At 40.4% G+C, this 21006-nt stretch carries 30 protein-coding genes and 2 pseudogenes; all 32 read right to left on the bottom strand.

From position 1 onward, the window contains the following. Nucleotides 1–5 precede the first annotated feature (5 nt). The gene (locus C0213_03355; GenBank protein ID AUX11477.1) at nucleotides 6–4226 is read right to left on the bottom strand and encodes a phage tail tape measure protein; all 4221 of its coding nucleotides are present in this window, start codon (nucleotides 4224–4226) and stop codon (nucleotides 6–8) included. 211 nt (nucleotides 4227–4437) lie between these two features. Beyond that, complete coding sequence (locus C0213_03350; GenBank protein ID AUX11476.1) at nucleotides 4438–4833, bottom strand: hypothetical protein; 396 nt, start codon at nucleotides 4831–4833, stop codon at nucleotides 4438–4440. A 23-nt stretch (nucleotides 4834–4856) separates the two neighbouring features. Then, nucleotides 4857–5111, bottom strand: a pseudogene (locus tag C0213_03345) (hypothetical protein). Beyond that, nucleotides 5108–5737, bottom strand: a complete 630-nt coding sequence (locus C0213_03340) for a phage tail protein (protein AUX11475.1) — start codon at nucleotides 5735–5737, stop codon at nucleotides 5108–5110. Before C0213_03340 ends, C0213_03345 begins: the two are co-directional and overlap by 4 nt. Nucleotides 5738–5747: 10 nt before the next feature. Next, a complete protein-coding gene (locus C0213_03335; GenBank protein AUX11474.1) occupies nucleotides 5748–6116 on the bottom strand; it encodes a hypothetical protein in 369 nt (122 codons plus the stop codon). Next, nucleotides 6113–6535, bottom strand: coding sequence for a head-tail adaptor protein (locus C0213_03330; GenBank protein AUX11473.1), 423 nt, complete (start codon nucleotides 6533–6535; stop codon nucleotides 6113–6115). Before C0213_03330 ends, C0213_03335 begins: the two co-directional genes overlap by 4 nt. 2 nt (nucleotides 6536–6537) lie before the next feature. Beyond that, the gene (locus tag C0213_03325) at nucleotides 6538–6909 is read right to left on the bottom strand and encodes a head-tail adaptor protein (GenBank protein ID AUX12804.1); all 372 of its coding nucleotides are present in this window, start codon (nucleotides 6907–6909) and stop codon (nucleotides 6538–6540) included. Next, a complete protein-coding gene (locus C0213_03320; GenBank protein ID AUX11472.1) occupies nucleotides 6902–7216 on the bottom strand; it encodes a DNA packaging protein in 315 nt (104 codons plus the stop codon). The genes C0213_03325 and C0213_03320 overlap by 8 nt, the downstream gene beginning before the upstream one ends. Before the next feature lie 4 nt (nucleotides 7217–7220). Then, nucleotides 7221–7448: pseudogene (locus C0213_03315) on the bottom strand (hypothetical protein). A 32-nt stretch (nucleotides 7449–7480) separates the two neighbouring features. Next, complete coding sequence (locus tag C0213_03310) at nucleotides 7481–8626, bottom strand: phage major capsid protein (GenBank protein ID AUX11471.1); 1146 nt, start codon at nucleotides 8624–8626, stop codon at nucleotides 7481–7483. Nucleotides 8627–8628: 2 nt separating this feature from the next. Then, nucleotides 8629–9336, bottom strand: coding sequence for a Clp protease ClpP (locus tag C0213_03305; protein AUX12803.1), 708 nt, complete (start codon nucleotides 9334–9336; stop codon nucleotides 8629–8631). Continuing rightward, a complete protein-coding gene (locus C0213_03300; GenBank protein AUX12802.1) occupies nucleotides 9314–10558 on the bottom strand; it encodes a phage portal protein in 1245 nt (414 codons plus the stop codon). The genes C0213_03305 and C0213_03300 overlap by 23 nt, the downstream gene beginning before the upstream one ends. 27 nt (nucleotides 10559–10585) lie before the next feature. Further along, entirely contained in the window at nucleotides 10586–12358 is a 1773-nt protein-coding gene (locus C0213_03295) for a terminase large subunit (GenBank protein ID AUX12801.1), read from the bottom strand. Next, complete coding sequence (locus C0213_03290; GenBank protein AUX11470.1) at nucleotides 12348–12803, bottom strand: phage terminase small subunit P27 family; 456 nt, start codon at nucleotides 12801–12803, stop codon at nucleotides 12348–12350. The genes C0213_03295 and C0213_03290 overlap by 11 nt, the downstream gene beginning before the upstream one ends. A gap of 135 nt (nucleotides 12804–12938) precedes the next feature. After that, a complete protein-coding gene (locus C0213_03285) occupies nucleotides 12939–13265 on the bottom strand; it encodes an endonuclease (GenBank protein AUX11469.1) in 327 nt (108 codons plus the stop codon). Beyond that, the gene (locus tag C0213_03280; GenBank protein ID AUX11468.1) at nucleotides 13258–13497 is read right to left on the bottom strand and encodes a hypothetical protein; all 240 of its coding nucleotides are present in this window, start codon (nucleotides 13495–13497) and stop codon (nucleotides 13258–13260) included. Before C0213_03280 ends, C0213_03285 begins: the two co-directional genes overlap by 8 nt. Next, complete coding sequence (locus C0213_03275; GenBank protein ID AUX11467.1) at nucleotides 13487–13756, bottom strand: hypothetical protein; 270 nt, start codon at nucleotides 13754–13756, stop codon at nucleotides 13487–13489. The genes C0213_03280 and C0213_03275 overlap by 11 nt, the downstream gene beginning before the upstream one ends. A gap of 70 nt (nucleotides 13757–13826) precedes the next feature. Next, on the bottom strand, nucleotides 13827–14069 hold the full coding sequence (locus C0213_03270; GenBank protein AUX11466.1) for a hypothetical protein: 243 nt from the start codon (nucleotides 14067–14069) through the stop codon (nucleotides 13827–13829). A 46-nt stretch (nucleotides 14070–14115) separates the two neighbouring features. Next, nucleotides 14116–14763, bottom strand: a complete 648-nt coding sequence (locus tag C0213_03265) for a hypothetical protein (GenBank protein AUX11465.1) — start codon at nucleotides 14761–14763, stop codon at nucleotides 14116–14118. Nucleotides 14764–14959: 196 nt separating this feature from the next. Beyond that, a complete protein-coding gene (locus C0213_03260; protein ID AUX11464.1) occupies nucleotides 14960–15481 on the bottom strand; it encodes a hypothetical protein in 522 nt (173 codons plus the stop codon). Nucleotides 15482–15494: 13 nt separating this feature from the next. Beyond that, nucleotides 15495–16238, bottom strand: coding sequence for a hypothetical protein (locus C0213_03255; protein ID AUX11463.1), 744 nt, complete (start codon nucleotides 16236–16238; stop codon nucleotides 15495–15497). A 1-nt stretch (nucleotide 16239) separates the two neighbouring features. After that, the gene (locus tag C0213_03250; GenBank protein AUX11462.1) at nucleotides 16240–16548 is read right to left on the bottom strand and encodes a hypothetical protein; all 309 of its coding nucleotides are present in this window, start codon (nucleotides 16546–16548) and stop codon (nucleotides 16240–16242) included. A 12-nt stretch (nucleotides 16549–16560) separates the two neighbouring features. Then, nucleotides 16561–16929 carry a hypothetical protein gene (locus tag C0213_03245; GenBank protein AUX11461.1) on the bottom strand — a complete coding sequence of 123 codons (369 nt, stop codon included), beginning with the start codon at nucleotides 16927–16929 and terminating at the stop codon, nucleotides 16561–16563. An 11-nt stretch (nucleotides 16930–16940) separates the two neighbouring features. Further along, entirely contained in the window at nucleotides 16941–17369 is a 429-nt protein-coding gene (locus tag C0213_03240) for a replication terminator protein (GenBank protein ID AUX11460.1), read from the bottom strand. A 4-nt stretch (nucleotides 17370–17373) separates the two neighbouring features. Beyond that, nucleotides 17374–17631: a hypothetical protein gene (locus C0213_03235; protein AUX11459.1), complete on the bottom strand. Its 258-nt coding sequence runs from the start codon at nucleotides 17629–17631 to the stop codon at nucleotides 17374–17376. Between the two features lie 150 nt (nucleotides 17632–17781). Beyond that, nucleotides 17782–18003, bottom strand: a complete 222-nt coding sequence (locus C0213_03230) for a hypothetical protein (protein AUX11458.1) — start codon at nucleotides 18001–18003, stop codon at nucleotides 17782–17784. 167 nt (nucleotides 18004–18170) lie between these two features. Further along, the gene (locus C0213_03225; GenBank protein ID AUX11457.1) at nucleotides 18171–18443 is read right to left on the bottom strand and encodes a hypothetical protein; all 273 of its coding nucleotides are present in this window, start codon (nucleotides 18441–18443) and stop codon (nucleotides 18171–18173) included. A 58-nt stretch (nucleotides 18444–18501) separates the two neighbouring features. Further along, entirely contained in the window at nucleotides 18502–18804 is a 303-nt protein-coding gene (locus C0213_03220; GenBank protein ID AUX11456.1) for a hypothetical protein, read from the bottom strand. A 67-nt stretch (nucleotides 18805–18871) separates the two neighbouring features. Continuing rightward, on the bottom strand, nucleotides 18872–19666 hold the full coding sequence (locus C0213_03215) for a DNA methyltransferase (GenBank protein ID AUX11455.1): 795 nt from the start codon (nucleotides 19664–19666) through the stop codon (nucleotides 18872–18874). Continuing rightward, nucleotides 19663–19884, bottom strand: coding sequence for a hypothetical protein (locus C0213_03210; GenBank protein ID AUX11454.1), 222 nt, complete (start codon nucleotides 19882–19884; stop codon nucleotides 19663–19665). Before C0213_03210 ends, C0213_03215 begins: the two co-directional genes overlap by 4 nt. Beyond that, nucleotides 19881–20102 (bottom strand): hypothetical protein, encoded by a 222-nt coding sequence (locus tag C0213_03205; GenBank protein ID AUX11453.1) that lies wholly within the window; start codon nucleotides 20100–20102, stop codon nucleotides 19881–19883. The genes C0213_03210 and C0213_03205 overlap by 4 nt, the downstream gene beginning before the upstream one ends. Continuing rightward, nucleotides 20099–20902 carry a hypothetical protein gene (locus tag C0213_03200; GenBank protein AUX11452.1) on the bottom strand — a complete coding sequence of 268 codons (804 nt, stop codon included), beginning with the start codon at nucleotides 20900–20902 and terminating at the stop codon, nucleotides 20099–20101. Before C0213_03200 ends, C0213_03205 begins: the two co-directional genes overlap by 4 nt. Between the last annotated feature and the right edge of the window lie 104 nt (nucleotides 20903–21006).

Genomic DNA, 21006 nt, shown 5'->3' with positions numbered 1-21006 from the left:
CACTCCTATCCTAATTGATATTTTTTTAATTGTTTCTTAGTTTGCTTTGCCTGGTCTAGCAGATCGCCTAACTGGCTTACTAGTCCGGTTGAACTTGCTTGTTCCGGATTAGCCTGGATTAACGCAATAATTGTATTAATCATTTGGAGTAACGATCTGAACATCTCAATCATGATTTGCTGATTACGCGCAATTTCATTTAAGATTTTAGAGTCATTATTAGTAGTTGTTGAACGTTGGTCTTTTAGGACCAGTTGACTGCCACCATCCAAACCGTACCGATCTTTAATCTGAGCTAGAATCTGCATCGCTCTAGTGCGGTTAGTTAATGGCACAACGGCTTCCGCCTTATTACCCTCACCAATCCGCGCAATCTGTTCTCTATAGATGAACCCACCATTTTCATAGCCATGGCCCTTACCTAAGAAAGATAAATCACTTCCATATCGATGTTTTGCATAGTTCAATCCAGCTAAAAGATTATCAAAGCCGTTCATAATATTACCGTGGCCCTTTAGCTTATACGCATTAAAGGTTCCTGGTTTAACTTGCATTAATCCTGTTGCTTTCCCCTCTGATACGTAACCGTCATCGCCACCAACCGCCTTAGGATTCCCGCCGGATTCAGTTTGAATCTGACGGAGAACCTTAGCAATCATCGATTGACTTGTAGAGAGGTTAAGCATACCTAAAGCTTTTTTAACTGAGCTGCGCCAACGTGCAACACCCGAGCCACTTGGTTCTGAAGTATCATTTTCAGTCTTCCAAGATTTCAATGCTTCAACAATTTTATCTTTGACTGCGTTAATCACGTAACCACCGACACCCTTAACATTTTCAATCACAAAACTTGTCTTACCACCTAAGTTTAATTTAGACTCAAAAGCTTGCTTCAAATACTTAATCGGATGTGCAATAACATTCCCAACAAAAGAAATGCTATCTTTAATTTTGCCAAAGACGCCTGAGAGCGCTGAGCCAATATTTCCCAGCGTCCCATTTTTATAATAATGACCAGTCGTCAAACGTTCTGTGTCATCACCATTAATAACATGAGAGCCCTTAGGTAGAAACATCTGCGTATTCCAACCATCAGGAATGATTGCCTGTCCATTCGGATAGATCACCATTTCTTTCTTGCCACCGTCATTGACCGTTGCAATCTGATTGGTTGGCACACCATTCGGATACATCTTAGTCGTCCCCGTCGCCCACTTCACCGACGGAATGTGACCGATAGCTTTAGCACCAAATTTAGAGGTTAACCAGTTAACACCGTCAATCCCTGAATTGACTAATCCAGAAATAACGTTTAATACGCCACCAACAATTCCTTTAAACGTATCCCAAATACCTTTAAAAATCTGTTTAACACCAGACCATACTTTTGACCAATTACCGGTAAAGACGCCCGCAAACACACTGAATACACCTTGAATGATGTTTAAAGCGCCTTTTACAATTGTCTGCAAACTTCCAAATACTTGGCTAAAGACATTTCGAATAACATTTAATATTGCAGAAATAGTTGCTGATAAGACTTTTAACACTACCGACACAACGGACAACACGGCTTTAATCTTTGCAGTAACAACAATTAAGATGCCACCAAAAATATTGGTAAAGGCCTGTTTCATATCGTTACCATTTTTATGCCAATAGTTCACCATCGACCCAACCACTTGACTGAAAATTTTACCGATTCCTTTAAAAATTGGCGTAATTGTCTTACTGATTGAACTAACAATATTTTTAATTGAAGTTCCCATCGAATTAAAACTTGCTCTAACTTGCTTTGTTAAAGCAATGATCGTATTTGCTACTGGTTTAGGGAATATATTCTGTAATGCTTTGGCGCCTGCTTTACTCCCATTGAAAACTTGGAACATCGCTTTAAACGCATTCGCTACCTTTTTAGCAGCTCCCGCAAGTGTCGTTCCAACGCCGGTTCCCAATATCTTCAACCCGTTTAACGTTGTTTTAATCTTATTAATACCTGCCAAGGTTGGTCCAAGCGTCCCCATCGGTAATAACTTGGTTAAAATGCTAGTCGCCTGGCTGGCTTTTTTAGAACTAAAACTATTTGTAAACAAGTCTGAAATTGCTTTTGAAATTGCCTTAAACTTAGCCACTCCGGAATTAACCAAATCATGGAACGGTTTAAATTTCTTATATGCCAATACAAAGCCAGTTGCTAAGCCGGCAACAGCCAAGGCTGCTATTCCGACAGGTCCTGTCAGTGTAGTCGCTAACCAACTACCACCACTAAAGAACCCTATCAGGCCTTTAACGGCACCAGTAATCGCACCTACTGATTTAATTAATGCGCCAATACCAATTAATAACGGTCCCAATGCAGCCGCGCCTAAGATTGCAAAGGCAGTAATTTTTCTTGCGCCTTCAGGCATCTCAGTTAATTTACCCATTAACTTCGAAATACCATTAGCTACGGACGTTAATGCTGGTAATAAAGTCGTAGAAAATTGAATCGCCAAAATATTAGCCGTCTCTTTAAACTTGTTCATTTGATTCTGAGCGGTTTGCATATTTTTCGCTGATAAAGTCGCTGCATAATTACTCTTAGCAGCACGATCAGTTTCATCAGCCAACTCGCCAATTTTATTCCCATTTTCTTCTAGAATTAATCCTGCTTGCTGGCCAGTTGTTCCAAACATCCCATGAAATAAGTCTAATTTCTTGGTTTTACTCAAACCTGATAATTTCTGTTGAAATTGACCCATGATATTCGATAGGGGCCGCATTTGACCATTAGCATCTTTAATTGAGATACCATACTCATCCAATGCTGCTTGTCCAGTCTTAGTAGGACTAACTAAACTATTAATAACCTTCCGTAAACCAGTACCAGCTTTATCGGCTTCAAGACCATTATTAGAAAGTAACCCCATTGATGACGCAGTTTCGGATAATGACAAACCAGCTTGATAAGCAGAACCACCAACGTATGACATCCCAATCCCTAAGTCTTGGAACCCTGTTGATGTTTTATCAGCAACGAACGCTAATTTATTCGTTACTTCAGTAGTGTTCTTCATCATCCCAGCAGTTGAACTTGACCGCATATTAAACGACTCGAGCGTGGAAGTTGTCACTTTAATAACGTCGTTAAAATCATCGCCTGAAGCAATTGACCCTTGGAGCAAAGTGTTCATCGACCCAATTGCCTGATTCGAATCATAACCACGCTTAACCAAATCCAAGTAACCTTCTGAGATTTTTTGAACTGAAATCCCATACTTAGTTGAAAACTGTTCAGCATCTTTGGTCATGATGGCAGTCCCTTTAATAGCGGCTTTTGCTGATTCACCACCAGTTTCGATGTTATTCTTTACAACTTGCATTGTGTGCTGGAACTTCGTTGCTTGCACTGTTCCGATGGTAAAGGCACCAACTGCCAACGTACTAAAACCGGTTAGCGAATGGCCAGCTGAACTGACATGCTCACCAACTTCTTTTGTTTTAGTCGAAAAATGCCCAAGCGAATCGACCGCTCGAGCATTTTTTTCAGACATATTTTTAACTGATTTTCCAAGTTCATCATACTGATACTGGGCCTTTTTCTGCTCACTCGTTAGCTCAACAATCTTCGTTTTCTGTTCCAACGTTTGTTGTGCATCTTTGCCTTTGATGCTGATTAAATCTTCCAACTTTGATTTTTCAGCACCAATTAACTTATTGTAATCATCTAGTTGACGACCGAGTGATTGATATTTAGTCCGACTAGCCTCAGTTTCTTTACCTTGCATCGATAAGACTGACAAGTTGGCTTTCATTTCACGCGTCTGACGACTCAAAGCATTCTGATAACTTTGGGTGCCACGTTCTGCTTCTCGCATCGCGATTTTAGCATCATCTAATTGACGCTTATAATTCGCCTGTTCCCGCACCAAGTTATTAATTTTAGCCCCAGTTTTTTGAGCGGTATCAGAATACTCACCATTGATTCGAACTTGTTCCTTGTACGACTTAGTGAGCGTCTCAATCTGGCGATCATTGACGCTCATCACTTTGGTTAAGCCATCAACTCGACCAGCCGCTTTATCATACGCAGATTCGGTGCTACTTAATACGGAAAGATTGGCTTTCATCTCGGATTTAGCTAACTTGAACTGATTTTGAATATTCTTCAAACCAGTTTCAAATTTACTCCCATCCATCCCTAAACTAACAACCATTGAGCCAAGAGGACGTCCTGCAGCTGCCATATTTTATCCTCCTTTCTCTAGAATTGATTGTAGAATTCAACCGCAGATAGATACTGAGTATCTTCATCTGAAGCCGGTTGATCAGATGACATCCGGTCTAAATAATCAAAAAAAGCACCCGCATCCATTGACTCAATGTCGTTGAATGGGGTGCCATTTTCCATCAATTGTTTCGTGATATCATCAAGGATTTCAAGTGCTTCATCCGGCGTTATTTTTTTGCTGGATGATCCGCATCTGCTTTAATCCCACCCATGGCATCATTAAGAATCCCCTGTAAGGTTTCCATACCCTTACTTAAATCTAGACCAGATTCAATTGATTTAGTGGTTACTTTTGGATGGTTAAATAATTCAACAATTAATTTTTCCATTGCTTCAATATCTTCGATTTCAGAACCGGCCATCATGTTTACGTACTTCGCTTCTTCTTCAGAGGTCAAAATACCTTGATTAAACTTTTGCCGCATTAGGCTTGCTTCAGCTTCTTTACGATTCACTTCCTTATTAAATTTCGCAATTTTTTTAAACATTCCAAATTCGATGTGTGTCTTTTCGTAATGAGCTGTTTCGTCATTTTTTGCATCGTATAAATCAATTTTAATCATAGTTATGCTCCTTCAATTTTTAATTAAGCTGCTATAATCGTGACGTGGCACACTGCTGTCTTGCCACCATCTTCAGTAGTAACTGTAATATCAGCTTCACCAACAGCGATGGCGGTGACTTTACCTTGAACCGGTGTCACACTTGCTAAGGTTGAATCTGACGTTGAAAATGCAACGGTTTGATTCGTTGCATCACTTGGTTGAACCATGGCCTTCAAAGTGGCAGTTTCGCCAACTTTGAAGGCTAAAGTTGTTTGGTCTAGATCAACGCCAGTTACACTTTTGGGGAGTCACCGTCAATATTTTCTAGATCGCCGCTCCAACTTGGAAACATTTTGGTTGCGAACTGTTCTAATGTTGTGCCATTGCTGGCCGTCGCTTTTGCTTTGACAATCTTGTCTGATTTACGGGTGATTGCTTGTGCTGAAAGCGATACGTTGTTAGGCGTCATCCCTTTGTCTTCAGCAGTCTTCAATTCATCGCCGTCGGTTGTGCCGAACTTAGCTTTCCCAACCCCAATCCACATTGGATTACCTTCCAAATCTTGGGCTTCAGCAATGATCGCAACATAAGGTTGTTTAACATCTGCTTTAGTGACGTAGATGCCATTTTCATCGACTTCATCTCCTAGAACGGCGGTTGAAACATCATCTGGTAATTCAACAGTTGATAATTCAATTTTCCCAGTACCTGTTCCGGCATCAGAAATCCAATAAGCGATATTTGATGCATAAACAACATTTGATTGGCCAGTAAAACCGGTAGCCTTAAAATCAATCGCCCCACCGGACGTTTCATCGACTTTAACAACCTTAGTTACTTTTTCGTCTTGATCCATAATCCCAATAAACACTCGCCGAAATCCGGCGGTGCCAATTGCTTTACGTTTTTTTGTTTCTGGCATTATTTTTCCCTCACTTTAATCTTTGATATTTGTTAAACCGCATTGTTAGGACGACAAGTCCGTATTCATAATTTGGATTAACTTCAAAAAAAGAGCACTCAAATTCATGAGCGCTCAGTAATGTTTCTATTTGCGTTAAAAATTGTTCAGCCTCACGATTCGTTTGTACATACACCGCAATTTGTACTGATGCAATCTCACCAAACTTCTTATTGCTTGAATAGTAATTATTCCCCACAGGCAGTCCATGAATTTGAACAAATGGCGTTTGTTTTTCCTGCAGAACTGTTTCAGGAATCTTCTTCAACGTATAAATTCGCTCTTCAAAAGAGGTAATTGATTTGAGAATATTACCGACCTGAATTGCCCCAATTCTCATAGTCCCAACTCCTTTTTTAGGATAGTTGCAACGGTGGTTTGATAAACACTTTGCGTTTCAGATACAGTCTTTGAGATAAATGGATTCGGCGCATAATTTGGCGTTCCCAACTCAACAAAATGAACTCGCCAATAGGTGTCCTTCCCAAACCCAACATTAATATGTCCGAATTGATCAATACCAGATACCTGGATATCATCCCGCATGTGTTTGAACACTGACTTAGTTCCCTTGATTCTGTCCATCTCACGTTGTCCCTTCCAAGAACGGTCTGACCGATCTTCATAGGGTGTGTTGTGTTTCAATGCTTCAGCAAAGACCTGACTGCCTGTTCGGGTTGCTTTATTCTGAACTCGTGTGGCCTTAGCTCCTAGTTCCCTCAAGCCCTCAACAATATTATCTTCGATTGTAAAACTCATCGTCACACCTCCGGCACACGATGGCAGATAATAACATCCCAATCGCCGTACTGCGTATCCTGATTAAAATCATCAATCTGGTACTCGATAACATCCACCTTACTTCCGTCAACCAACTTCCAATGCTGCAATAGCATGTTAGTTGTAATCATCGTTTCTTGTGATTGACGATGGCGAATCACGAACTGAGCTTGCGTCCTTAATTCCGGTAAGTTTTGTCCAACATCATCTGATTTTTTGGTTCGTTGCATCGCGAATAGTCGTTCATAGATGACTTTATCTTCACGACTCACTAAATCACCAAACTCATCGAATTTAGACTTACCTGGGATAACAATCGAAATTGTTTGGTCTAACTGACCAGTTTCAGTTATCGGCACCGGAATCACCTCCTCCCTTGAATAACCGGTATGCAGGTTTCAGTTGTAGAATAATTGACTGCACGCCGAGTGGTGTTTCCTTGATGTTGCCAGTCGTTGTTGCTGAACGATTCTTAAAAAAGTGATCGGTTAGCATGACAACTGCCATTTCATACAGCTTGTTGTCTTCGTAGAACTCTGGCTTTTGCGAGCCAACCGCGCCCTGAATCATGGCTTCGGCGGCATCTAATGACAATTGCCACATACTATTAAAGACATCACTATCAATTGCTAATTTATTCTTTAAATCAGTTAGTTTCATTTAATCAGCTCCCAGCTGCTTCCGTAATCGTGACATGGCACACTGCAGTTTTGCCACCATCTTCAGTTGTGACCGTGATATCAGCTTCACCAACAGCGACGGCGGTAACTTTACCTTGAACCGGTGTGACGGTTGCTAATTTTGTGTCTGACGTTGAGAATGCAACAGTTTGATTAGTTGCATCACTTGGTTGAACCATTGCCTTTAAAGTGGCAGTTTCACCAACCTTTAAAGCTAAGGTTTTCTGGTCTAAATCAACGCCAGTTACTGTTTTGGGGAATCACCAACGACTGCTAAACGGAATGCTGAAGCTAATAAGATTTGATGATCGAACCAGGCGGTTAAGCTAAAGTAATTTACCCCTTTATCATAGTCTTTCCATTGTTCGTAGAGTGTTGACGCAATTTCATAGTTCAATTGCGCATACTTAAAATTACCAATAACAGGAATTGATGCACGTTCAGTAAAGCGAACTGGATAACCAATAATTTCTTCCGGTGCTTTACCGAATAAAGTAACTGAACTATTTGATAATTCTTTGATCATCCGTAAATATTCTGGTCGGCGCATATAAACCTTTACATTCGTTTGAAATGCATCATTGATATCACCAGCAGCTTGCGTAATTGCATCAAACAATGTTGATTCAGTAATCTTCTTAATACCAACTTCATCTGAGTAAAAGCTCATGTGCTCTTCACCCGCTTTAGGCGTTGTTGCAAATTGAACTTTCTTTTCTTTAGCAGCGGCAGCTGAAGCCAATGCATCGTTGACGTATTGAACTAAGGCGGTATTTGTACCGTTTAAAACTGTTTCAGAAATGGCTGCTTTTAATTTAGATTTGAAGCGACCAAATGAAACTGTGTCTCCTTTTAATTCCAATTCTTTAGAGACAGTTTGATCAGCAACAAAGTCATCATCGTCGATTGAATAAGCGATTCTTGGCAAGATTAAATTCGTGATACCACTGACAATTTCATCTTGACGCAATGGATTATCTTCCATTGGTTCGCTAATCAAGTTGTTTGAAACAGTAACAGGTAAGATGTTTTGACCACCAGTTGTATCTTTGTCATCGCCTAGTGCTTGAAGAATGTTGGTATCAACTGCTTGGTTGGACATAGTTGCACGAATTAAACCGGCATAAGCGTCTGTGACCTTTTGTTTAGGATCATCTGATGGTTCTGCTTGCTTCGCTTTTTTAGCTGAATCTTGTTCTTCACGATCAATTTGACGTTTTAACATGTTAAAACGATTTTCAAGTCCATCCGCTTTTTGACTTAATTCATTTAAGACTGAATCTTCAATCGCAGGGTTACCTGCTTTTTGGGCAATATCATCATTAACTTGTGCTAATTCAGCACCAATATTAGCTAGGTTTTGTTTCTTCTGAAATAATGTGACTGGCATTTTTAAAATCCTCCTAAGGTTTGTTTAATTAATTCGTTTGTTTTTGTTGCTCGGTTAATCATTTTTTGGCGCATGGCACTTGTATCCGGCGTTGCTGGTGTTGTTTGCTTTAATAATGCTGATGGAACGTTTTGATAACGCTGCTTGAACTCATCACTGATTGAAGCGGCCATTTGATTAGCTGGTAGCACTTCATCAGCTAACCCATATTCAACTGCTTCGCTGGCGGATAACCATGTTTCTTCATCCAACAACTGACGAAGCTTTTCTTCAGAAATCTTGCCATCAGATTTCGCTAAATACGTTGTGACACTTGATTCAGCAATTCGATCTAAATCATCGGCTTGTTTACGCAACTCTGCAGAGTTGCCAACGCAATACGTCCACGGATTATGGATCATTAGCATAGAATTTTCAGGTACAAAAATAGTGTCACCGGCCATTGCGATCACACTTGCGATTGAAGCAGCTAACCCGTCAACATAAACGTTGATGGTTGCCTTATTCTGTTTTAGTTGGTTAAAGATTGAAATCCCTTCAAAAACGGAACCACCCGGCGAATTAATGTGTAAATTAATCACATCTACATCCCCTAAGGCCTTTAAATCATCCCTAAAAGATGCGCCGGTAGTATCTGATTTATCCCATTGATACGTAGTAATTTCCCCATCAATGTTGATACTAGCTTCAGTCTGACTTGTCTGGGTCATTGACCAGAACGGCTTGTTGATCTTCTTTGGCATTTGAACTCACCCCCTTTCGTTGTGTCGGATCCATATCGATTGGATACAGGTCACCTGAAACAAATAATTTCTCGGCCATTGGCTCTTTTGACAGTGGCATATCTTCCAATCCTAAAATTGTATTGGTTGAAAAGACACCACCACGGCGCATGGCTTGATAGAACGCAGTCCGCGCTTGCACATCCCCACGCATCAAGCCGTTCATGTTGAACTTTAAATAAAGACCTTGTTTCCGTTGCTTTTGGGTCAATAGTTTGATGGTCAGTTCTTGTTCATATTGGCGCACAATCGGTGTTAAAGTCTTTTGAACGAATTGCGTCATAATCTGCTCATTGTTGGTTGCAACCGTATTATTGATATTGTTGATGAATGAAATCGGAATATTGAATGCATTCGCGATTCGCGTATGCGTTATTTTTTCGGTGTTGATCACATCGCCAGAGACGAATTCACGCTTGATTTGGTCCACAGTAACGCCTGGTTCTTGAAATAGGACCCCACCGTTATCATTTTTAAACCGTTTGAAATCCTCAATGGTATTCTCACGCTTCTCATCATCAAGATTAGCTTCATAAGTTACCTTAAAGCTATCCGTCTTACTCATTTCATTCAGTGAGAAGGTCGCAACTGCCTTATCAAATGCCAATGCATTCTTGAGCACGCTAATCGGCGAAATACCCGTTAGGCGTGAAGCCCCAGTGATATGCTTAACATGAATCATCTGCTGGCTGTCAACTAACATATTCTGATTGACACCTGTGATTTGATACCAAATTGAATTATCGTCTGTGTTTTGAAGCACTGAAACATACTCTGGCGGAATCGGCCATAGCGCAATGGGCTGTAAATAATGGTCCCGTTCAATTAAGGCATAGCCATTTCCGTCCTTATTCCTATCAACTTCTAATTTATTGATGAACTCAAAAGTTGTCATAACAGGATTTGGTTGATATTTAATTAGATCAGCAACCGCCATATCCTTCCGCTCTTCATAATTATCAAATAACTTCAATGGCAATGATGACAAGGTGTTTGCTAACTGTGTGATGACACTAAAAATTGTCTCATTCGTGTCCATTGCTTCATTGTTAATCCCAAAGAAATGTTTACCAATCCACGAACTGAGTCCGCCACCTTTATTACTGACGGTCGACCGATTCTTACTAAAAAATTGTCTAAGCCGCTGCATCATTTGCAATATATCACCTCCTTTCAATTAGATATCATTGAACGATACATATTTAATCCGGCCAGTTTTCGGTTTGGCCTGCAGTCGCTCGACCATTGTCACATGCGCATTCAAAAAGGCCGCGAACCCATCAATCTTCCGGTTACGACCTTGCTTAGTTGGCATCCAGTTATTCAGCCGGTCAGTGACCAATTTAACATTATTGAGATACCAGCGGAACATTTTATTATTATTTGTGACCACACGACCGTCCAATAGCAACTCCTTAACGTTTTGCATTGGCCCACCCAACGTTGTGAAGCCTTGCCGGGTAACTTCGGTCTTAAATCCATAGTCAATTAGTGCTTGGTTCAAGAACAAGGCCTTGGCTTTATCGTAATTAATTTGAGTAATCTTATAGTGCTTAGCTTGTTCAACAAACCAGTTATAAACGTACTCATAATTAACGTAATCACCTGGGATAATCTCCAAATAACCGGCTTGTTCCCACTCACGTAATCGCTCCGGATTCTTATCAATATCAAAACGCGCTTGTGGTACCCATGATTTCATTAGCCAGAATACTCGGCCATCTTCCAATTTAAATTCAAGACCAGCCGCGGTGAAATCTTCTGTTTCGGATAAGTCATAACCTCCGATACACTCCATCCCCACTAACGATTCAAGATCAACTTCGCCATTATTCTTATTAATGGTGTCTAGTGTGACGAAACTCAATTCATCAGTTGAGCTGAAAATATTAAATTGTTTGGTAATCCAGTCAGCAAATTCAGCAGGCGTTTTCTTATCTTTTTTGTAATCCGTGATCATATCGACCATCGACATCATGCAGATATTGGGATTGGCTTTGACCCATAATTCAGGATCATCAGCTTCTTCGATACTGTCCAACTTCGCTAAATAATAGAAGGTTCTCTCATCTAAATGCGCATCATAATCGGATAGACATTCTTTGCCATTATCGACAAAGTCCATTAATGGCCCATCTAAAACTGTGCCGGCAGTTGAAATGTAAATGATCAACGGTTGCCGACGTGCGCCCCGTGATCGTTTCATAACTGAGATTAATTGATAATCTTTATACTCGTGAATTTCATCAAACACGGCAAAATGGAGATTTTCCCCATCTTTGTTATTCTTTTCAGCCGACATTGGTACGATCGTACAGTGATTCTTAGGGAAGCGAATTTCTGAACGTGTGGTGACAAACCGCTTTGATAAATAAGGTGATACTTCAATCATCGCTTTTGATTCATCATAGAGCTTCCGCGCTTGTGCTTGCGAGTTGGCCAAGAAATAGACGTTAGCACCACGTTCGTCATCAAAACCAGCCATATAATCAGCCAACCCTGATTCAAGCGTAGTCTTCCCATTTTTACGCCCAACAAAAATCACACCTTCACGGAATCTGCGGATCCCTGAATCACGATGAACCCACCCACACATTGATCCAATAATAAAATGTTGCCATGGTTGAAGAACCAGCTGCTTAAAATCACCCTTTGATGGTTTGCACTTCTTTTCGATAAAACGAATTGGGCGCCAAGCGCGCTCTTCATCAAATATCCATGGAAAATCATCCGTGCCTTGGCGCTTCAAATCTTTTAGGTGGCGCTGTGCCGCTTGAATATTCTCTTCACTGGCTTCAATCGAACCTTCAGCAACCATCTCCGCATAAAAAGTCGTTAATAACTGCGGTGATGGTTCCTGCAGATAAGCCCAACCTAATTTTTCAGCTTTGTAAGCCGCCCACCAACGTTCTAGTTTTGTCTGACTATACTCAAGAATCTTAGAAGTCATCTTCATCACCGTCTTCATCGTCACCCATATGAATGGCCATTGAAGCACGCGCAGATGGGGTTAATCCAAGCTCATTAGCATAGCGATTCAGTAGAATGGCAGTGTTGCGTTTCTCACGGACAAACGGATTAACCTTACCATCTTTAAACATCCCCAACTTTTTAACCTTGTTTTTATAAGCTTGATAATCCACTAAGGTATCGCAATAAATGGCTAATGTATCAACATCACTGTCACTCAAAATACCGGTTGGGCCCATAATTTTTACGATTTCAGTAAATCTTTTGGCTGCACCAGCACTCAACCATTTTGGAGGGACAAGATTATCCGCCGATAATTTCATCTTCAACTCATTCTTTTGACGTTTTTGAAGCTCTTTCTTTGTTTTATTATTGGGATTTCCCTCCATAATATGCAACATGGCACTTTTAGCAGTTCTCGGCATCTAACATCCCTCCTTTCTTTTCTGAAACCGCCCAAATTCGACGATTAAAAAAATTTTGAAAAACGAATTTATTGTGTGGGGATCTCATCACCGTTGTTTTAGAACTTCATCAAAAAATTATCGGACCTAGGGGGGCTACTTCAATTCATGGTTCGCATGGAATACAAAAACATCTGCCCGCTTTTTCTGTGCGTGCAGATGTTTGGCTTCTTGCTTATTTGCTGTTGCTTTTTCTGGGTGATCCTGATTATGGTGTTCAGGACAAATGGTTTCTAAATTTTTTAAATCACAACGTTTTGACCAATTATCTTTTAATGGAATGATGTGATGGACAATGCGTGCATAGGTCACGATGCCTGCTCGCAGACACTCTTGACATAGGTAATGGTCACGGACTAGTGCCAGCTTGCGCGCTGACTGCCATGCCTTGGTGTGATAGAAGCGGATATACTTGTCAGTCAATCCACTTCACGTTGCAGGCGTAGTTGATTGGTGACCCATCAGCTGGCGATACCGCTTCAAAGTCATTGACTTGTAGTGCCTGTTCCATCTTAGACTTAGACACCTCAATTACAGTCCGAACAAACTGACCATTGCTACCTACTGTTCGGTTCACTTCGAATGGTAGTCCACTCACACCATTGATGATCTCATCGTATTCATCTTGCGACATCATCACGACTCTATCTGCCATCTTGTTCCTCCTTTAACTTCTGTTCCTGGTCGTAGATCACACCGATATGAACGGCCACCGCTTCTTTATATTGCACCAGCGCATCCTCAAATGGGATGTGCTTCCCTCTCGCATAGATGCGTACCATGTTGTACATGACTCTGGTCAATACATATTCTAGTTCAGTTGTTTCGACATTGTTAGGCACGATTATCTTAAACGTTGGATCGGCATCAACTGATGTCCGACTCACGGTTGCATTGATGATTGGCTTTTGCATGGATAATTCCTCCTTTTAATTGATTGCACAAAAATAAGCCAGCGATTAAGCTGGCTTATTAATAATAATCTTATTCGTCTGTTAAGACATGAATTTGAGCATCGACATTACCCGTATTCATGATATTCACAATATAGACTTCGTATCTTGATGACTCAACATGATTATCATCCATCGTCGTGTCTAGTACAAGATAGTCACCTTTTCTAGGAATAATCGGCAATTCATATATCCTTCCATTTGCCGCGTGACCACTTGCGGTACTGAAATCTTTCTTCTTTTCAACGTATACTTTTACTTTAAATTTTTCCATTTTCAACTCTCCCTTTATAAATGTTATAGCAAAACTTATTTCAATACTATTTCTTCAACATCCATCCAATTATCGCTGCAATAACAATCCAGATAAAGTTCATCTTTTTTAATACTGCCTCATTCTCAACTGGACTTTTCACATATGAAACAGTACTCCTAATTAAAACAATGATTATTTGCGCGATTGAACACGATCCTACCAATGTGAAAATACACATACATGTAAATAACAAATAATTATTGTGCCAAGGCTTGACTAGTATCCAAGATCCAAGGGCGAAGTACAGTAAAGCATCAGCGGATTTTCTAAAGAGTGTAATTACCATTTCTGATGACCTAGCCTGAACAGCAATAAATGAGATACCCATAATTATACTTGTAAAAACCGTTAATCCAATTAAGGTATTACCACGAAAATCGCCATTAAATATTGTTCCTTTTGCCGCGTTCGTTGAATTTTCAAACCATTTGCCATGAATCGATATAAAGGCAAGGTCCACAAACAAATTGATAAAAGCACCTAATAGAAAGAATTCTCCTTTTTTCACAATCATAACAATTACTCGTCTAGCCATTCTTCTTATACCTTTTTGTTTATTGGCCCAATATTCCCAGACCTCCATATCACGACTGGAGTATTCATTTCCAGCTAAATCATGATTTGTTTTTTCTTTTTCTTTGGAATCACTCATAGTAGCCATCACCTCTCAAATTAATAGTATCATAATTATTTATGTACCAAAACATTAAAAAGTCCCGCCATTTCTGGCAGGACTCCACGCGATGTTGACTAACTTTTTCATCAGAAATATTCCCTCAACTGAATATTTCTATAATACTACTATAACACTGGATTTGTGACCTTTGTGTGCAAGATTTGTGCAAGCTCTAGCGGCTCGTAAATCCGTCTAAAATTGCATCGATTCCGAATAGCAACACCGATAATTCGTTGATAGCACGGTCTTTATCACGATTGATGACTGAACGGTCAACATTGTAATACTTAGCAATCTCGCTCTCACTTAAATGGGCTGTGGATAAGTACAACCATTCAATCGTGCGATAACGCCGGAAAGCAAGGTCATCCCAGTTCTCACATCGCTCTTTATACATTGCCAATGCCATGTTGATGTACTTCAATAATTGGCGTGACTTCTCATGATACTTACCGACTGACTCCAATCGAATCACGGTACCATGTTCAATCTCGTATTCCATTGTCTCAACCGCTGATTTTTCACTTAAAAGAATGTGATCAGTGAGTGGGCGATAATGTTCGAGCAACATTCTGGTATTCCGTAGTCGTCGATTGGTTTCAAGCTTCTGTTGCTTACGGGTTAACTTGCGTTGTTTCTTTAATACGGCACTGGCAATATCTTCAACTAATTCATTCGTTACTTCAATTGACAACTACTTCATCCCCTTAGGCAATCACAATCACATGACCACTATTAATTTCTTCATCCAGATTTCTAGTCAAATACTCTTTGACATTGCTCATTGCTTCAAGTTCCCAGGCACCGCCATCTGCTGCAAAGATGGCACTCTTCATCCCTTCGCGCATCCGGAATACGAAGTTACTGGTTGGTTGCGTGACTTCGTTAAACGTCCGGTATGGTGCCAAGCCAACTGGGTTTGGTACTTTAACTTGTTCAACAGATACGACACCGGTTTTAATTGTGACTGCTTGGCTCACGCCATCATCACTAGCGTTGCGGACAGCTTCTTCCTTCAGATTACCAATCACTTTCAAAAGAATGTCACGGTCTTTAGTTTCTTCAAACTGTGACTGCAATGAGATATTCATTTGTTCTTGGTCTAAAAAGTTACCGTAATAAATTTCAGGCGTCATAGCCTTAGCGCGAACCAACTGCTCACGACGACCGTAATCATCTAAGTGACCGAAAACAATCACCTTGGTTGGTGACTTAACTTGGATATAAAGATTTTGCGTTTTACGTTCGTCCATACTTTTAACCAAGTCGACGACACCCATGAGTGTTGTGACTTCAACTGCAGTATCGGATAAGTTTTGCGGTTTAAGTAGGCGGACATCCCCATTACCGTCAATAGCGAAGTGCTCGCCATCAACCTCAAGCACCTTACCCTTTCCAGCTTCCAAACTTAATTCGTGTAATCTGTTGATTGTTTCGGTTGTCATTTCCATGTTAATCATCCTCCGAATCTAATTCTTTATATATTTCTTTAAAGTACGCTTCTGTTTCTTTGACGACCCATTCAGGATAGGTACCAGCCTTTGAAAATTCCCCACCAGTTACTTCTGAAATGATATCTTCATACCTGGCAGACATTAGCGCCAATTCAAAAGCGATATCTAAACTACACTCTTTTAACACTTGATCAGGTTCGTCAAAATATTCATTAACAACTTTCAACTTCAAGTCATCATCTTGTGTTCTCTGTAATCCATTATTCTTATACGTGTCATATTTTTCACCGTTGTAAGTAAATAGCATATTGTGTCCCTCCTAAATTAATTCTTTCCAATTTTCAACTAACTCACTAACGATAGCGCCGTAGCCATCTTCATTATCCGAATGCCAAATTTCTATGAGTAAATAGGTGCCATCATCAAAGCCCTCAATCCGGATTAACTGGTCATTAGGATAGTTGGTAGTCTCGATTAATGTTTTAGCATAGGCAACATTATTAAAGTCACCTATATTTCTTTCAATCAAGTCTGAGACCAATGCCACATCATACACATCTTCCGTATCATGAAATGGTTCTTCACTTGTCGGATTAATATAATATGCTCCTTCGAATAAATCTTTTTTATTGATTAGTATCTTTCTTTTAAGAACTTCGATTTCTGGTAATTCATCCCATTGATTCATATCACTCACCCCTATCCCTGATTTTGTAAATCAATCACATTATCTTTTTTAGAACTATCTGCTTCAATGTCATCAATCGGTTCGCCGGTGTCGGTCTTGATTGTCTCGTCTTCAGTATCAAAGTAGGTCTGTCCTGGCACACCTGATTTCAATTCAGCGACAGCAACCATGCCAGTATCGATATTTCGGCCCAATAGCATCGTTGTCGTGACACCAACTTGCGGTGCCAACTTAGACTTCACATCGACTGCCACGTCAACGGCATCTCGTTTGTCATTGGGGATGAAGGTCAAATCAATCGTGACCTTTCGTTTTGTTTTGGATTCGGTATTTAAATCTAGAATGTTATCGGCGACCTTTTGCAATTCAGTGGTGAATTTCTCCTGTGCACCACCATCTGCGATTTTTGATAAGTCGAAATTAAAAAGTTGTTCAGCCATAATGCTATCTCCATTTCTTGTTAGATTTATGCCATTTCTGATATGAGGTCATGCCAAAATGTTTTTCATCGTAATTAAGACGAATCTTCGGTCTAAGAAGCAGCTGTCTAATTGCTTTAAGCTGTCTGGCAAGGTCAACGGTGCTAATACCAATTTCAACTCTATCGATATGAGTTTGAGCGGTATCCTGATGATCCACCGAAGTATCTTTGCGCCTGCCGCTTAGCATCGCTTTCACTTTGTTTTTGAACTTCTCTATCATAATCAAGCTCCTCCGCTCTAAGTTTTGACTTCTTCAGTAAGTCGATTGCTTCTTGATCAGGGATGCGATAGAAGCGCCGAACCATGTTAGTTGTGATTTTCATACCGGCGCGAATGTCATCCGCTAGTTTTTCAACACGATAATCGTCCATTAGTCTTCCTCCCCAGTGGGCATATACTTTTCAGCGTATAGCTTGTCTAATTGTTTAGCCAAGGTTGCAGGTTTTTGCCAGTCGTAAGAAGTCCCTTGCATTTTCTCTTGAAGCTTCAACTTGTAATCGGTGTACTCTTCCCATGCTTCAACCATTCGATGGCCGTATTCAAGCATATCTTGGTAGTCATCGCGATTTTTAATTTCATCTATTTTCGCCATTAGCCTTCCTCCACCTTTACCACCGTCATTAAGTCTTGATATTTCATTTAATTACCATGTCTCCTTTCGATAAATGAATAGGCCTGATAAAACGAATAAGATGATGCATCCCATGATTAATTTGACGAACGGGAGGCCAGTAGTTGCTAGGAACAAAATGATATAGATCATTGGGGTGCCTCCTTGAACTTAATTAGGTCTGCAACAAAGATGGCACCTAATAACATTTCGAATGCTGCATTCTTTAGATTCAATTGCTTTTGATACATCTTTAAGTCACCCGCACCCTCCAGCCAATCACTCAATAAATGCTGTAACTCTGATTCACACAATGGCTCATTACATAATGGTTCGATTGCGCTGTTATACCCATAGCAACCAACCACTTCCTCTGCTAATTCTCTGCATTTTTCAGGTAACGTAATTACTATTGGTTCCATATTGAATTCCTTCCGACTGACTGCTAACGCGGTCTTTTTATTTTCGTATCTCAATCAGCTAAAGTAGGGAGGCTTGTTCAAATAATAATGATTTACCCTTCCGCCTACTCAGTGGGATTGGGTCGAAATATGATTTCTCAAACCTCAATTCAAAAACATATTTCGACATGCTGCTATATTCTCCTGGATTGCCGATCAAAATATAATCGCCAATATCCATCCCGATATCGCTATATGCATGCATTGTGTAATCATGCGGCCCTCTTCTCTGCTTGATGATTTTATATTTTTTCATCATCTGCTTAGAACCATCAAATTCCTCTGCTGTAACACGCTCGGTTGACTGATAATGTTCGATCATGGCGTTCCCTCCTAAAACATTTGATTATTAATGCATAAGTGTGGAATATGACCTAATCGCCAAATGTTTAAATCAATTCCATTTGTTTCACAGGTTGCTGGATTGGATAGTTACACCAAATTGTTTCAGTAGCTCGACCACCCGATTCAACGCCGACCTCGAAATGAATCTTGCTCCAATCCGCTAAGAAGTCGTTATACATATCAGACTCATATCCAGATAAAATCACATAACCGTCAAAATTAACCAGCTGATCGAGTAAAGCCTCGTGATCAGCGTCAGTAAATTCATGCTTATAATGCCGTTTGGTCCGCGTGCTCAATAAGTAAGGCGGGTCCACATAGGCGAGTACCTTAGGTCTGTTGTAGCGGTCTAATAATTTAAAGGCGTTCTGGTGTTCAATCTGCGCCTGCTTCAGTCTGGTGGCGACAGCTGCTATTCGTTCATCTAAATGGTTCCATTCGTTTATCTTGGATCCATTCACATTGATATTGGCCCGCCAACCAGTTTTATCTGAAGTCTTACCACCAATCGCTTGCCAACTTCGCACTAGCATTCGACGAGCGTCCTCCACTGGGTCATCACTTACTTGATAACTCAATTCGTACTCTTCACGACTAAGCGGCGTCAGTTGAACCTTTTTAATTAAAGCAGCTGGTTCATCCCTACACACTCGAAAGAAATTAACTAACCTTGAATCAAGATCATTGATGGTTTCAATTGTGCTGGGTTCTTTGTTGAAGAAAACTGCTCCGGACCCGAAAAACGGTTCAACATAGGTCGTATAATCATCTGGCATAATGGAGCAAATAAAGCTGGCCATCGTCCATTTGGAACCGGGATAATTTAAGATACGTTTCATCCCATCGACCCCACAAATATTGGTCTGCCAAATTCCAATACTGTCCAACATCCCTCGACCTGGTCCAATTGCTTATCGACACCGTTCAATGAATCGCAATCGGCTTGTGCCAAAACGATATCGTTGTATAAAAACAAACTGTATTCTCGAATCACATGATCCTGAACACGACCAATGCAATAAGCGCGCGGTACTTTAATTTTTGATTGTACTGTCATTTGTGAGCCTCCTCTTCTTTTACAAGTCCATAAGCCTGACCTGTTCCTGTGTACACAGATTTTTCGACTTCTTTCATGACATTTTTATTTATTGGCTCGTACCCTTCTTTGTTACTGTATTCATATTTATCGCTGAGATAGACATAGGCTTCAAATATTGCTCTTTTTTTAGCTTTTGGTTCTAGTTCATCAAATCTAAATGTCTTTGTTTTCATCATCTATTAATCCTCTCCACACGGCGCCACATCTTCAGATAGACGTGCCAGCCGGTTTCTTCGTAGTATTTTGCTTCAACTTCACTAATATCGTATTCAGGATATTTCTTAGTAAAGTAGGTCATCCCCTGATCAGGTGTCTGTGCAACTTTTTCAAGCGTTCGTGGTCCATATTTATGATCGTTTGGTCTAGAGTCCGGTCGCTTCAAATTACGAGATGATGACCAGCGCTTTCTGCCTTTAGGGTCCTTGCTCATATAGGCCATGATTCTTTCAAGGCCATTCTCATTAGTTTGAATATACTTAGAATTGACTGTCCCAATTCGTTCTTTTTTCTGACCTTTTGGTTTCTTAGCCCATAATGCTTCAACGTCATCCCTGGTTAAGCCTTCATCTAGACTATTTATCACCAGATGGTGGTTGAAACGAACCTTTTTGGCCCCACCTTCATTGACCAAAATATATTTGAGTTCCTGGCCTAACTTCTTATATCTGGCTTTCAATCGACGAATATAGTTTCCGACTTCTTTTTCTGCCTGCTCCATAGTCTCTGGTTGGAATTTATCTTGATAGCTCAAACTAATGAACCAATCACCCTCAGTAAAGTTTCCATTACCCAACTGTCTGAGATATCGCTTAGCATTTTTCTCGTTCAAGTTGCGCTGCTTTGGAGCCGACTCTCTTTTTTTCTTAGATCGTGTCCCTCGTTTAGCAACCATATCCGCTTCCCAAGTTCTAGGAATGATATCGACCTCAACATAACTTGGCCCACAGTATATTTTTTTCTCCCGTACAAACCTCATTTGATTACACCCACTTTTAAAACGTCGTTAAGTTAATACAGCATACAAGCACGCTATAGGCCGTTCTCTCATATGTTGACTTCAACGCCTTAACAGCGGTATAA

Origin of the sequence: Latilactobacillus sakei, from assembly GCA_002953655.1 — a bacterium.
Lineage (GTDB): Bacteria > Bacillota > Bacilli > Lactobacillales > Lactobacillaceae > Latilactobacillus > Latilactobacillus sakei_A.
This window is presented reverse-complemented; position numbering and strand designations above follow the sequence as displayed.